This is a genomic window from Aeromonas lusitana (assembly GCF_002812985.1).
Lineage (GTDB): Bacteria > Pseudomonadota > Gammaproteobacteria > Enterobacterales > Aeromonadaceae > Aeromonas > Aeromonas lusitana.
Genome location: NZ_PGCP01000020.1, coordinates 15,095 through 27,746 on the forward strand (window position 1 = coordinate 15,095; position 12,652 = coordinate 27,746).

The 12,652-nt window shown below is 63.2% G+C and carries 13 protein-coding genes; 2 read left to right on the top strand and 11 right to left on the bottom strand.

Annotated features, from left to right (window positions below):
• Positions 1-85: 85 nt before the first annotated feature.
• The 3 genes from CUC44_RS13320 to CUC44_RS13330 all read right to left on the bottom strand — a co-directional run bounded on the left by CUC44_RS13320 (position 86) and on the right by CUC44_RS13330 (position 2,811).
• Entirely contained in the window at positions 86-1,909 is a 1,824-nt protein-coding gene (locus tag CUC44_RS13320) for a SulP family inorganic anion transporter (RefSeq protein WP_100860418.1), read from the bottom strand.
• Positions 1,910-1,979: 70 nt separating this feature from the next.
• On the bottom strand, positions 1,980-2,564 hold the full coding sequence (locus CUC44_RS13325) for a nucleotidyltransferase family protein (RefSeq protein ID WP_100860419.1): 585 nt from the start codon (positions 2,562-2,564) through the stop codon (positions 1,980-1,982).
• Entirely contained in the window at positions 2,554-2,811 is a 258-nt protein-coding gene (locus CUC44_RS13330; protein ID WP_100860420.1) for a GNAT family N-acetyltransferase, read from the bottom strand. The genes CUC44_RS13325 and CUC44_RS13330 overlap by 11 nt, the downstream gene beginning before the upstream one ends.
• Before the next feature lie 166 nt (positions 2,812-2,977).
• On the opposite strand from CUC44_RS13330, the gene cysM reads away from it, so the two are divergent.
• Positions 2,978-3,880, top strand: coding sequence for a cysteine synthase CysM (cysM, locus tag CUC44_RS13335; RefSeq protein WP_100860421.1), 903 nt, complete (start codon positions 2,978-2,980; stop codon positions 3,878-3,880).
• A gap of 90 nt (positions 3,881-3,970) precedes the next feature.
• Here cysM and CUC44_RS13340 read toward each other — a convergent pair whose 3' ends face one another.
• The 4 genes from CUC44_RS13340 to CUC44_RS13355 form a co-directional block, all read right to left on the bottom strand.
• The gene (locus CUC44_RS13340; protein WP_100860422.1) at positions 3,971-5,155 is read right to left on the bottom strand and encodes an iron-containing alcohol dehydrogenase; all 1,185 of its coding nucleotides are present in this window, start codon (positions 5,153-5,155) and stop codon (positions 3,971-3,973) included.
• A gap of 72 nt (positions 5,156-5,227) precedes the next feature.
• On the bottom strand, positions 5,228-5,731 hold the full coding sequence (locus CUC44_RS13345; protein WP_100860423.1) for an SCP2 sterol-binding domain-containing protein: 504 nt from the start codon (positions 5,729-5,731) through the stop codon (positions 5,228-5,230).
• Positions 5,721-6,299, bottom strand: a complete 579-nt coding sequence (locus CUC44_RS13350; RefSeq protein ID WP_100860424.1) for a TetR/AcrR family transcriptional regulator — start codon at positions 6,297-6,299, stop codon at positions 5,721-5,723. The genes CUC44_RS13345 and CUC44_RS13350 overlap by 11 nt, the downstream gene beginning before the upstream one ends.
• Positions 6,300-6,308: 9 nt before the next feature.
• Positions 6,309-7,742 carry a coniferyl aldehyde dehydrogenase gene (locus CUC44_RS13355; protein ID WP_100860425.1) on the bottom strand — a complete coding sequence of 478 codons (1,434 nt, stop codon included), beginning with the start codon at positions 7,740-7,742 and terminating at the stop codon, positions 6,309-6,311.
• Between the two features lie 211 nt (positions 7,743-7,953).
• Here CUC44_RS13355 and CUC44_RS13360 point away from each other — a divergent pair, with 211 nt between their 5' ends.
• A complete protein-coding gene (locus CUC44_RS13360; RefSeq protein WP_100860426.1) occupies positions 7,954-8,247 on the top strand; it encodes a hypothetical protein in 294 nt (97 codons plus the stop codon).
• Positions 8,248-8,318: 71 nt separating this feature from the next.
• Here the strand turns inward: CUC44_RS13360 and CUC44_RS13365 are convergent, their stop codons facing one another.
• The 4 genes from CUC44_RS13365 to CUC44_RS13380 all read right to left on the bottom strand — a co-directional run bounded on the left by CUC44_RS13365 (position 8,319) and on the right by CUC44_RS13380 (position 12,651).
• Positions 8,319-8,771 (bottom strand): C40 family peptidase, encoded by a 453-nt coding sequence (locus CUC44_RS13365; protein ID WP_100860427.1) that lies wholly within the window; start codon positions 8,769-8,771, stop codon positions 8,319-8,321.
• A 113-nt stretch (positions 8,772-8,884) separates the two neighbouring features.
• Positions 8,885-9,799, bottom strand: a complete 915-nt coding sequence (locus tag CUC44_RS13370; RefSeq protein ID WP_100860428.1) for a hydrogen peroxide-inducible genes activator — start codon at positions 9,797-9,799, stop codon at positions 8,885-8,887.
• A 344-nt stretch (positions 9,800-10,143) separates the two neighbouring features.
• A complete protein-coding gene (locus CUC44_RS13375) occupies positions 10,144-11,109 on the bottom strand; it encodes an alpha-L-glutamate ligase-like protein (RefSeq protein ID WP_100860429.1) in 966 nt (321 codons plus the stop codon).
• Between the two features lie 3 nt (positions 11,110-11,112).
• Positions 11,113-12,651, bottom strand: coding sequence for an inactive transglutaminase family protein (locus CUC44_RS13380; RefSeq protein WP_100860430.1), 1,539 nt, complete (start codon positions 12,649-12,651; stop codon positions 11,113-11,115).
• Position 12,652 lies beyond the last annotated feature (1 nt).

Below are 12,652 nucleotides of genomic sequence, written 5' to 3' on the forward strand. Positions count from 1 at the left end.
GGCATTTAACACCAAGAGCCATCGGGGTGCAATGTATGTTCCGGCCATCCCGATCCTGTGTGGAACGGGATGACCGAACCCGATGTTAGGCAGGGGTTGCGCCGGCCTCCTGCTCCGAGGGCAGGGTGAGCCGAGCCGAGTCCGGCAGCGCCTCGTCTCTTGGCCAGGATGCGCCCATGGGCTCCGGGCTTATCGCCTGCTCCTCCGCGTCCTTGAACAGGGGTTCCCGGTAGCCGCGGGTCATGCGCAGGGCCTGATACATGTCGGGGTAGAGGACGATGCCCTCGTCGCCGACCCGGATCCCGGCCTGCTGCAACCAGTGAGTCATCTGACCGTGGCGACCGGCCATCACCATGTGGATACCCCGTCGTTTGAGCTCCTTGTGCAGCTCCCCCACCATGCTCATCACGCTGATGTCCTGATGGGTGAAGCAGGCGACGGCATCGATCACCAGACACTTGGGACTACGGGGATCCTGCACCAGCAGGGCCAGCACCCGCCGCTTGAAGTAGGGGGCGTTGAAGTAGGTGAGCGGCGAGTTGAAGCGATAGACCAGGATGCCGGGAATGGCCTTGGCCTGCTCGTTGTCTCCCAGGGTACGCACCACGCCCTCGTCATCCATGCCGAGCAGCTGATCCGTGGGGCGCATCACGTTGCGCAGGAACTGGAACAGCCCCAGCAAGACCGCGAGGGTGATCCCCGGGATCACCCCCATGGCCAGCACGCTGATAAAGGTGACTATCGCCAGCCAGAAGGCGGCTCTGTCCGAGTTGCGCAGGGCCCAGAGCCCGCGAAAATCGGTCAGCGACAGGGACGCCATCACCAGCACCACCCCGAGGGCGGCGGTGGGAATGTATTGCAGGGGGGACGTCAGGTAGAAGGTGACCAAAGCGATGACGGCGGCGGCTATGATGGAGACCAGCTGACTCTTGCCACCGTTGGCGTCGTTGACTGCGGTGCGCGAATCCGCTCCGCTGATGGCAAAGCCCTGGGAGGCGGCGGCGGCCAGGTTCGCCATGCCGAGCGCCCGAAATTCTTTGTCTGCATCGATCTCGTAGCCGTTTTTGGCGGCGAAGCTGCGAGCGGTCAGCATCATGGAGACGAAGCTCACCATGGCGAGGTTGAGGGCGGGCAGCACGAGTTCGCGCATCAGGCCGGGGGGAAACTCCGGCATCTGGAAGGTGGGCAGGCCGGAGCCGATGGCCCCCAGGGTGGCGATGTCGAAGCGACCGAGATCAAACGCCCACACCAGGGCCGCGGTCACCACCATGGCCACCATGGAGGAGGGCCAGGCCGGTTTATAGCGCTTGGCCAGCAACAGGGTGAGCAGGGCGGTCAGACTCATCCCCAGGGTCGGCAGATGGGTCTGGGTGATGTAGTGGGTGCCGTTGAGGATCCGCTCGATGAGGTAGCGTTCGCTGAAGGTGAAGCCGAAAATCTTGGAGAGCTGACCCACCATGATGGTGATGGCCACCCCGTTGAGCAGCCCCATCAGGATGGGGCGGGAGAGAAAGTCCGCCAGCACCCCCAGCTTGAAACGGCTGGCGATGAGGCACCAGAAACCTGTCATGGCGGTCATGGTCATCACCAGTTGCCAGTGGCGGGTGGCATCGCCGGCGGCGAGCGGCGTCACCACGGCGGCGATGACGGCGCAGGTGGCGGCGTCCGGGCCGACGATCAACTGGCGGGAGGTTCCAAACAGGGCATAGACCAGCATGGGCAATATGCAGGAGTAGAGACCGACGATGGCGCCGACCCCGGCGAGTTCGGAATAGGCGATCGCCACCGGCAAGGCCACCGCGGCCACCGACAGGCCTGCGCGAAGGTCCGGCACCAGCCAGGCCCGCTGATATTGCAGCAGGGCGGCGAGGCCCGGCAGCCAGCGTTCGAGAGAGAAGAAGTCGCGCATTAATTAACCCATTGAGTAATAAACAGCTTTTTCGTAGTTTGCCCATGCATGGCGGGGCATTGCAACGGCGTTATGACCATACCACCTCAAGGTCGGGCCAGATCTGCTGCCAGCGTTTCGTCAGGATGCGCTGCACGAACACCTGGTTATCCTGGCGGCATCTCGGGTTAGCACTCACTCGCAGTGACCAGTTATGACCAAAGCCATAGGGCGCCAGCCATTCGAACGTGTCATCGGCTAGCAAGCGAACCCCGATACAGGTGGGGATCTCCACCCAGTGGCTGAGGGCTTCCAGGCTGCTCACGAAGGGGGGAACCTGTTGGCGCAGGTGCATGCGGGCCTGATTGCGTACCTCCCAGCGCTGATCTGGCAACCGGGCCGTCAAGCAGGCCTCATGATCGGCCTCCGCCAATCCGTCCGGATCACTCCTGTCCAGATAGATGAGATCCAGATCGTTGAGCGGGGTCGAGGCGGTTTTCTGGTGCAGGTGATCCCAGATGAGGTTGCGCACGAAGCCGGCGCCGAGCGCCCAGTCGGGCAAGTCCAGCGCCCGCGCCGCCCGCAGACAGGCCATGCGCACCGGATCGGCGCGCAGCAAGGCTTCGGTGCGCGATTGCAGGTGCGTATCCTGTTGGATTCGGGTCTCACTTTGCATTGCGGCGCAGCCAGACGTCGATATAGCTGCAGGTGGGGATGATGGTCAGCCCCTGTGCCTGGCTCCAGTCGTAGAGGTGGCGGGCCAGCCGATGGGCGATGCCTTGCCCCCTCAGCTCGCTGGGCACCTGGGTGCTGTAGGCCTCGACCGTGCTTGCATCCAGTTGGCGGTAGGCGAGACGGGAGAGTTTGCCGTCTACCACGCAGATAAACTGCTGCTGATCGGCCTGGTGAAGGATCTCGCTCATGGTTGCTCCTCGAACTGTGGTTAGGGTAATGAGAGCATGCTGGTTGTGCTTTGCCAACCTTGTTCCTCTCTTTGCCTGCAGGACTCTTTGCCTGTGAATGAGGCTCGCATACACTGACCTGCCTGCGAGCGACCCGCTTGCCAAGGTATAGAACAGATAACGGAGGATGGATCCCGCCATGGCCTTTGCCACCCTGGACAGTTTGATAGGCAACACCCCGCTGCTGCGGCTGCAGCGCATCAATCCCCACCCCGGCGTGACCCTGCTGGTGAAGCTGGAGGGCAACAACCCCGCCGGCTCGGTCAAGGACAGGCCGGCCCTGAACCTCATCAAGGCGGCGGAGGTGAGTGGTCGCTTATTGCCGGGGGAGCGGCTCATCGAGGCCACCTCCGGCAACACCGGCATAGCGCTCGCCATGGTGGCGGCCGCCAGGGGCTACCCGATGCGGCTCATCATGCCCAGCAACATGAGCCAGGAGCGGCGCGACGCCATGCTGGCCTATGGCGCCGAGCTGGTGCTGGTGGAGGACGGCATGGAAGGGGCGCGCGATCTCGCCCTGGCCATGCAGGCGCGGGGGGAGGGGCTGGTGCTGGATCAGTTCAACAACCCGGCCAATCCGGATGCCCATTATCTGTCGACCGGCCCCGAGATCTGGCACCAGAGCGAGGGGGCAATCACTCACTTCGTCTCGGCCATGGGCACCACGGGTACCATCATGGGGGTCTCCCGTTACCTCAAGGAGCAGAATCCGGCCATCGAGGTGGTCGGCCTGCAACCGGCAGAAGGGAGCCAGATCCCGGGGATCCGCCGCTGGCCCGCGGCCTATCTGCCCACCATCTTCGAGCCGGAGCGGGTCGATCGGGTGCTGGACGTGACGCTGGAGGAGTCGCTGGCCATGATGCGCAGACTGGCGCGGGAAGAGGGGGTCTGCTGCGGGGTCAGCTCGGGGGGCGCCGTGGCCGGTGCCCTGCGGGTGGCCGCCGAGCTAAGCCAAGGGGTCGTGGTCGCCATCATCTGCGATCGGGGGGATCGCTACCTCTCCACCGGGGTGTTCAGCGACGCCCCCTGATCCCTTGCGCCATCCTCCGGGAGTCCATGCCAGCCGCCAGGCTGGCATGGGGTGGAATATTATGCTGTTTCAGTCATTTTTATCAGCATGTTATTCCCACACCTGCTCCAGCAGCGACATGAGCTGTTCCCTGTCGGCATCCTTGCGGTTATAGAGCAGGGCGCCGTCGTTGATGGCGAGATCCCGAATGTCGGTGAGCACGGATCTGTCGGTGACGCCGGCTTCCGCCAGGGTACGCGGCAGCCGCACCGCCTCCCACAACATATCGCGCAGGGCGTTCAAGGCATCGATGCAGGCCTGTGGCCGCAAGGGGGTGGGGGTCGCTGCGAAGCGCTCGGCCCCCACCAGTGGCAGCAGCAGCCGGGCCAGCTCTTCATCTATCTGTGGCCTGTTGTAGTCCAGCACTGTGGGCAGGAACAGGTTCATGCACAGGCCGTGGGGCAGGTGACAGCGGGCCCCCAGGCTGTGGCCGAGGGCATGCACCAGCCCCACCATGGAGTTGGAAAACGCCATGCCCGCCAGGGTCGACCCCTCCGCCAGTTGCAGCCGTAATCCCTTGTCTTGCGGCTGTGCCAGCACCTGGGGCAGGGCGCTGGCTATCTTCTCCACCGCCATCAGGGCCAGGGCGTCGCTCACTGGGTTCTTGCCGTTGCCGATGAAGGCCTCAATGGCATGGGTCATGGCATCCATGGCGGTGGCGGCCGTGATGGGCAGCGGCAGCCCCTGGGTGAGGCGCGGATCCAGCACCGCCAGCTGGGGCAGCAGGAAGGGAGAGGTGAAGGGCACCTTGCGCCCGCTCCGTTCATCCCGGATCACCGCGACCAGAGTCACCTCAGAGCCGGTACCCGCCGTGGTGGGCACCACAGCCAAGGGATTCAGGGGGCGGGTCAGACTGCCGGCGCCCGCATGATCCAGCAAGGACTCTCCCCCCAGGGTGGCGAGTATGTTGACCGCCTTGGCGGTGTCGATGACGGAGCCGCCGCCCAGTGCCACCAGGCTGTCGCAGCCGAGCTTGCGGTAACGAACGGCTATCTGCTCCACCACGGCGGTGGAAGAATCCGCCGGGATCTCGTCCCAGCAGGCCATCACGGGCAGGCCGCCCTCGCTCAGCAGCCCCTGCACCAGGGTTGCCAGGCCGCTGGCACTGACCCCCTTGTCGGTGAGCAGCAGGGGGCGCGATGCCCCAAGTGCCATCAGCTCGCTGGCCAACTGCTCCAGCGCCTGCTCACCCGCCATCAGCTTGACCGGGCAGAAGAAATCATAATATCGGCTCATCTTGTTACTCCCTGTCATAGAGCAGTCAAAAAATCGGAATGGAAAAGGCTCGGTTGTGGCGCTCTTGCGCCCTCAACCCGTCAACAGCCCCAGATAGATGCGTCCCGCCCGGGCCAGCTTGGCGGTGGGGCTTGGGTAGTGGCGCATCAGGGACTCGGCGATGAAGGCAGGCAGGATCAGGGCCTGCAGCTGCTCGATGGCGCGCACCAGATGCATGGCGACGGTGAGATCCCCCTCTACCAACAAGCGGTTCTCGCAAAAGGCCTGATTGATACCGAGCCGAAAACTGAGGGCCCGAAAGGCGATGGCCGGATGCTTGAAGCACACGCGCAGCGGATGTGGCACAACCTGGGAGGGTGCGCCACAGCGCCAGCGCCCCTCCCGCTTGTGAAGCACCAGGCCTTGCCGGTAACCCGCTATCTCCAGCCGGATGCAGAGCCCGTCTGGCAGGGGGGATAGCTCACGGCGAACTGCCTCATCGACCCGGGCTGCGCGGCACAGGGTGCGTCCCAGCACCCACAGCAGGCTGAGGTTCCAGAGCCGATGGCCCTGGGAATACAAGGCATCAAGCTTCATGGAGACCTCCCGCGATGGCAGACCAGAACAGGGTGAAGGCCCCCTCTTGCCACTCAGTGTCTTGCCCAAGCTCGGGCCGATCGACAAACAGGGAGGCGCAGGCCAGGAACTGGCTCTGACACACCTCCAGCATCAGCTCGGGCGGCACCTGCTGCAGCGCGCCGCTGGCCTGGCCTTGCGCCAGCAGCTGGGGCAGGAAGCGCAGGGTGTCGCTCAAGATCTGGCTGCGCAGTGGGCGAGCCAGCAAGGGGGAGTGGAAGAAATCCAGCACAAACTTGAGCTCATCAGGATGCTCAATCATCCAGACCATGGCCTGGCCCCAGTAGTGGCGGGCCTGGGCCTTGAGGGGCTGGGCTGGGTCCGCCTCGCTGATGGCGCTGCCAAGGCGCTGCTTGATGTCCTGGTAGAGCTGCTGGATCAATACCTCCTTGCTCGGGAAGTGGTGAAACAGGGTGCCATTGGCCACCCCGGCGGCCTTGGCGATGCGGGCGGTGGCGGCGCCTTGCAGGCCGTCCTCGGCACACAGGGCGAGGGCGGCGGCCAGGATCTGGCGGCGTTTATCTGTCATGAGCGTCTCCTAGCGCAGGAACAGGGCCATCATCAGGCGCTGATACCAGCGTCGATAGGGGGGATAGACCAGAGAGCCGGTGCTGAATTTGCCCCGACTGAGCACAGTCTTCGCCTTGGAGAAGGTGAGAAACCCCTCGTGGCCGTGATAGTGGCCCATGCCGGAGGGGCCGATGCCGCCGAAGGGAGCATCATCCGCAGCTACCTGGAACAGGCTCTCGTTGATGGCCATGCCGCCGGCGTGGGTCTCCCGGGTGACGCGTGCCTGCAGCGCCGGATCCAGGCTCATCAGATAGAGGGCAAGCGGGCGCGGGCGTGCCGCTATATAGGCGAGCGCCTGCTCCAGGTCATCGTAGGGAACGAGGGGTAGCAGGGGGCCGAAGATCTCCTGCTGCATCAGCTGGCAGTGCTCGGGCACCTCGGTCAGCAGGTGGGGCAGCAGGCGTCGGGTGCCGTCATCCCGCGCCGGTGAGGCGCAGGGGTGCAGCTGGGCGCCCGCCTGCTCGGCCTCCGCCAGCCAGCCGGTGAGGCGCTGATACTGGCGCTCATTGATGATGGCGCCATAGTCCGGACTCGCCACCCCCTTGGGGTAGAGGCGGTTGAAGTGGCGCCGGTACGCCTCGATGAAGGCCTGCTCCTGGCCACGGGGCAGCAGCACATAGTCCGGGGCCACGCAGATCTGGCCGGCGTTGAGGCTCTTGCCGAAGATCATCCGCTCCACCGCCAGCGCCAAGGGCATGTCGGGGGCGATGAGACAGGGGCTCTTGCCGCCGAGCTCCAGGGTGAGCGGCGTGAGCTGGGGCGCGGCGGCCGCCATCACCTGTTTGCCCACGGCGGTCGAGCCGGTGAACAGCAGGTGATCGAAGGGCAGTGTGCTAAACGCCGCCGCGACTTCGGCATCTCCCTCGATGACGCACACCTGGCGCTCGTCAAATACCTCGGCCAGCAGGGTCTGCAGCGCCGCATTGGTGTGGGGGGTGAACTCGGAGAGCTTGATCATGGCCCGGTTGCCGGCGGCGATGGCGCTGATGAGGGGGCCCAGGCTCAGCATCACGGGGAAGTTCCAGGGCACCATGATGCCCACTACCCCGAGGGGCTGGTAGTGCACCTCGACCCTGGCCGGCGCCAGCAGCAGGCCGGCGTGGCGACGCTGAGGTTTCATCCAGCGGCCGAGGCGCTTGTGGGTGTAATTGATCTGCATGACGCAAGGGAGGATGTCGGCGATCAGGGAGTCATAGTCGCTGCGCTGGCCATAGTCTTGGGCCAGGGCATCACACAGCCCTTGCTTGTGGGCGAGCAGGGCGTGTTTGAGCCGCTGCAGTTGGGCGCGGCGCTCGCTTAAGCTCGGCATGGGATCCTCCTGATAGGCTTGCCTGAGGTGGAGCAGTCGATCAGGCAGGGCAAACTTGTCGGTGTGGGGGACTTGTCGCTGTATCGCTTCCATAAAGACTCCGCTCTAAAAATAGCCGACTGATTAGTCGGTCTGAGCTTATCGTCTCGTTACGAACTTGTAAACTAGGAGGGGGGCTGCGGATGCGTTATGGGTAGCTGGAGGCGTCGAACTGTGCGGATGGCCACAGTTTTGGGGAGTAAAATTGGATTTATATCCAATTGTGGGTAGTTTGGTTTCATCAACACACTATGGAGAGCTGCACATGACCAGGGAACTGCACAGCCTGTTGGCCCGGCTGGACGATGTGATCGAGCGCATGCCGGACAGTTTCAACACCTATGAGTTTGCCCAGAAGCTGGCGCTGCAACATCAGAGAGAGTATTTCGCTGCGGGCCACTCCCTGGCCGGGCAGGAGAAGAACCTGCTGCGGCTGCTCCATGAGAAGATTGCCGAGGCGCTGGCTGCTTGCGATGGGGTGATAGAAGGGGCCCTGTTGCCCTGCGTCACCCCCTGGGGGGAGAGGGCCGTCTCACCGCGCTGGCATCGCAAGCACTGAGTCTGCGGGTATCCAATACGAAAAGGCCCCGAGGGGCCTTTTCGTTATCAAGCTTTCACTATCAAGCAGGGTTATTGCGTCAGGCGCCTGGCCTGCCAGTAGCGGCTGTTCCAGTAGACGTTGTCGAGGCGGGAGCGGATCACCCCCTTGCTGGTGGAGGCGTGGATAAACTCGCCGGCACCGGTATAGACGCCCACGTGATACTGCTGCCAGCCGGTCTTGAAGAAGACGAGATCGCCGTATTGCAGGCGGTAGCGATCCACCGGCCTGCCGAGGCTCGCCTGGGATTCCGTGGTTCTCGGCAACTGGTAGCCGAGCACCTGGCTGTAGGCGAGCTGGGTGAAGGCGGAGCAGTCCAGCCCGGCTCTGTCCTCGCCGCCCATGCGATAGGGCACGCCGCGCCACTGCTGATAGAAGCCGTCAAACACGCCGCTCTGGCGCGGGGGCGTTGGGGCTGGCTCCGGGGTACTGGAGCAGGCGGTCAGCAACAGGGCCAGCAGGGGCGGCAGTAACGTGCGTAACATCGGAACTCCTTGATAGGGCACGCGACTTATCATAGACAGAGTTTCTGCCTGGAACCTGAATAGCGATAACATAATTGTCTGCTTTGTGCAGAAAATGCATCAATAACCCACTGCTAGCCTGCCTTTTTGGGCTCGATCAGCGGTGCCAGCAGCTCGGCCAGCTTGTAGAAGGTCTGCACCCGGGTGGTGCTGGGGCGCCACACCAGGCCTATCTCGCGATAGGGCTTCTCCCCCGGCAGGGGAATGGCCACCAGATCCGAGTTGTCGAGGATGCCCGCATCTATGGCCATCTGGGGCAGGAAGGTGGTGCCCAGACCTGCGCCCACCATCTGCACTAGCGTATGCAGGCTGGTGGCGGCAAACGGGTTGATCTTGCTCTTGTCCCTCAGTCGGCAGGCGCTCACCGCATGCTCGGTCAGGCAGTGCTCCCGCTCCAGCAGGAAGATGCTCTGGTTGGGCAACTCCTTGTAATCGAACGGCATGTGCAGGCCGGCCGCCATGTGGGACGGCATCACCATGTGGAAGGGATCGACTCCCACCATCTTGCTGTGAAAACCGCCGATCTCTACCGGCAGCGCCAGGATCAGCAGATCGAGCTGCCCCTGCTCCAGCTGCTTGAGCAAGTTGGTGGTGGTGTCTTCCCGCAGCAGCAGTTCCAGCTCCGGATACTCCTTGCCACATACCTGCAGCAGCTTGCTCAGCAGGAAGGGGGCTATGGTCGGGATGCAGCCGAGCCGGACGGTGCCGTGCATGACGCCGCCCTGTTGCTGGCCGAGCTCCATCAGATCCCGGGCGTCGGAGAGCAGGTTGCGCGCCCGGGCGACGATTTCCATGCCCACCGGCGTCATGATGAAGCTCTTGTGATCCCGCTCAACCAGTTGCAGGTTCATCATGTCTTCCAGGGTCTGGATCCCGGTGCTCAGGGTGGACTGGCTGACATGGCAGGCCTTGGCGGCGCGGTTGAAGTTTTTGTGCTCATCCAGAGCGACCAGATATTGCAGCTGTTTCAGGCTGGGCCAACGTTGCATAAGGGGAACCCGATAGTTGCTATCTATTTGATTTCATTAATCTACCATCGGAAGCGCACTTTGTCGCCGAGATTAGGCGCGCGTCTCGCGCATGGCAGAGTGTCATATCGCAAGCGGCTGAAAAGATGAGGGTTAGCTGCCCAGAGGCGCAGCCGCCCTGGCAGCTTATCCCCTTCTCCTGCGCCGTTGAAGCGCCCCTGTGAGGGGATGTGATGGGGATCGGCATAGTGCTTATAGAACGCTTATGCGGCGGCTATGGCCCCGCACTTGGCCCCAGACTCTCATGGCTAGCGGCATAAAAAAACGCGCCTATGGGCGCGTTTTTGTCGTTGGGAGGGAGATCCCTACTCGTCGAAGATACCGAAGTGATCCTTGGCGAAGTTGACCCTCTGCTCCACGTTCATCTTGACCTGACCCAGCTTCTCTATGGTCTTGAGGTTCGGCACCAGGCCACGGCCGTTGGCGATCTGGATGGCGAGACCGGGACGGGCGTTGAGCTCCAGCAGCATAGGGCCGCGGAACTTGTCGAGCACCATGTCGGTGCCGATATAGCCAAGGCCTGACATCTCGTAGCAAGAAGCTGCGAGCGTCAGCAGGGTATCCCAGTGGGGCACCTTGAGATCGTACAGATCGAGGCCAGTATCCGGGTGATGGCGCAGCGGGTTGCCAAACTGCACCGCCCGCAAGGCACGGCCGGTGCGGATGCACAGACCCACCCCCACGGCGCCCTGGTGCAGGTTTGCCTTGCCGTCCGAGGCCGAGGTGGAGAGGCGCATCATGGCCATCACGGGGAAGCCCTTGAAGATGATCACCCGGGCATCGGGCACCCCTTCGAACGAGTAGCCGTCGAACACGTCATCGAAGTTGATGAGGCCTTCCACCAGCGCCACGTCGGGCTTGCCGCCGAGGGAATAGAGGCCCGCCAGGATGTTGGAGACATGACGCTCCAAGTCCTGACCGTTGCAGGCGGTGCCGTTCGGCTTGTAGAAGAGGCCGTCTTCCTGGCGCAGGATCACCAGGATCCCCTTGCCGCCCGAGCCGCGAGCCGGCTTGATGCAGAAGCCTGGCCAATCCTTGACCAGCGTCGTGATACGGGTCACGTCGTGCTGCTCGCGGATGGTGCCGATGAGCTCGGGCACCGTCACCCCCGCATCCAGCGCGATGCGCTTGGTCTGCAACTTGTCATCCACCAGGGGATAGAGGCTGCGCGGGTTGTAACGGCTGATGTAGGAGTGGTTGCGCTTGTTCATGCCGAGGATGCCTGCCTGGGACAGGCTCCACGGACTGGTGTATTTTTCCCAGAACCACATCTGTTACTTGTCCTTACCCGGGGTACTGCCGGACTTCATCTCGTTCACCAGCGGCTTGAAGCGCTTGAGCTCGCTCAGCTTGTAGCCGGTGTAGTTACCCATCAGCAGCACGGTCGCCATCAGCACCAGCTGCAGGCCGAGGAAGTTGAAGGTCAGGTGACGGATCAGCTCGTTATCCATGGCCAGGTAGGCGATGACCGCCACCAGCAGGGAGCCGCCGCCCTGGCGCACCACCTCTTTGGGACCCTCTTCTTCCCACAGAATGGACATCCGCTCTATGGTCCAGGAGAGGATGATCATCGGGAAGAAGGTGATCTTCATGCCGTCGGTCAGACCCAGCTTGAAGGCCAGCGCCGAGAAGATGCCGATCATCGAGATCACCATGATGATGATCGCCGATATTCGGGCGACCAATAGCAGGTTGAGCCGCGACAGGTAAGAACGAATGATGAGGCCGGTGCCGACGATCAGCAGGAAGCCGATGAGACCCGTGATGAGGGAAGTCTGGATGAAGGCGACCGCGATCAGCACAGGCATGAAGGTGCCCGAGGTCTTGATCCCCACCAGTACCCGCAGGAACACCACCATCAGCACGCCGATGGGGATCAGCAGCAGACCCTTGAACAGGGCTTGCTCTTCCAGCGGCAGGCTGTGGATGGAGAAGTTCATCATCTCGGATTTTTCGAACTTCTGCGCCAGCGCCACGTTCACCGGTTGCTCCTGCTCGATCATCGAGAAGGTCACGCGGGAGTTATGGCCGCCGGTCACGTCCAGCAGGGCACCCGAGTTGTATTCCCACAGCAGCAGGTTGGCCGGTTGGCCCTGCTCGCCGGTTTGCGGGTTGAACAGCTTGTAGTCGGTCGGGCTGTTGAACACCTGCAGATAGTCCACCAGCTCCTGGCGACGGCGGCCATCTTCCATGTTCAGGGCATGCACCACCCGGGCCGGGACTTCGGCGTTGTTGAGCAGCTCGGCGATGAGGTTGGCGCGGCTCTTGTGAGACTTCAGCAGCTCGGCATTCTGCTCCTGCTTCTCGATCTCCTTGATGATCTCGCGGGTCAGGGTGTAGCCGTCGGCGGAGCGCTCCTGGGCACGTTCCAGGATCTGCTTCATCGCGGTGGCGTAAGGCTCACTCTCGATCTGCTTCTCGATGGCAGGCGGCTGCGGATTGGCGGCGGGCTTGGCATGGGCATCGGCCATCATGTCGACCCGGTAGTAGAGCTCCTGGCGACCGGTCGCGGTGCGGATGGACCACTCGGCGCGGGCATCCCCGTCTTTCTCGACGAATGACAGACCGTAGCCCGGGCTCGCGGCGTTCTCGTTCATCAGGGTGAAACCGGGCTGGGTGCCCGGGATGGCCAGGGAGGCGATGACGGGATCGCCGGTCGCCTCGAATTCCAGCTTGGCTTCGATAGACCAGATCTGACGTTTTTCACCAGGTGTGAGCGGCACGTCCAGTGCGACATGGTGATAAAACGTCATTCCCAGGCCGACAATGTACAGCAGGGCGACCAGCAGATAGAACGGCTTACGGGAAACCATG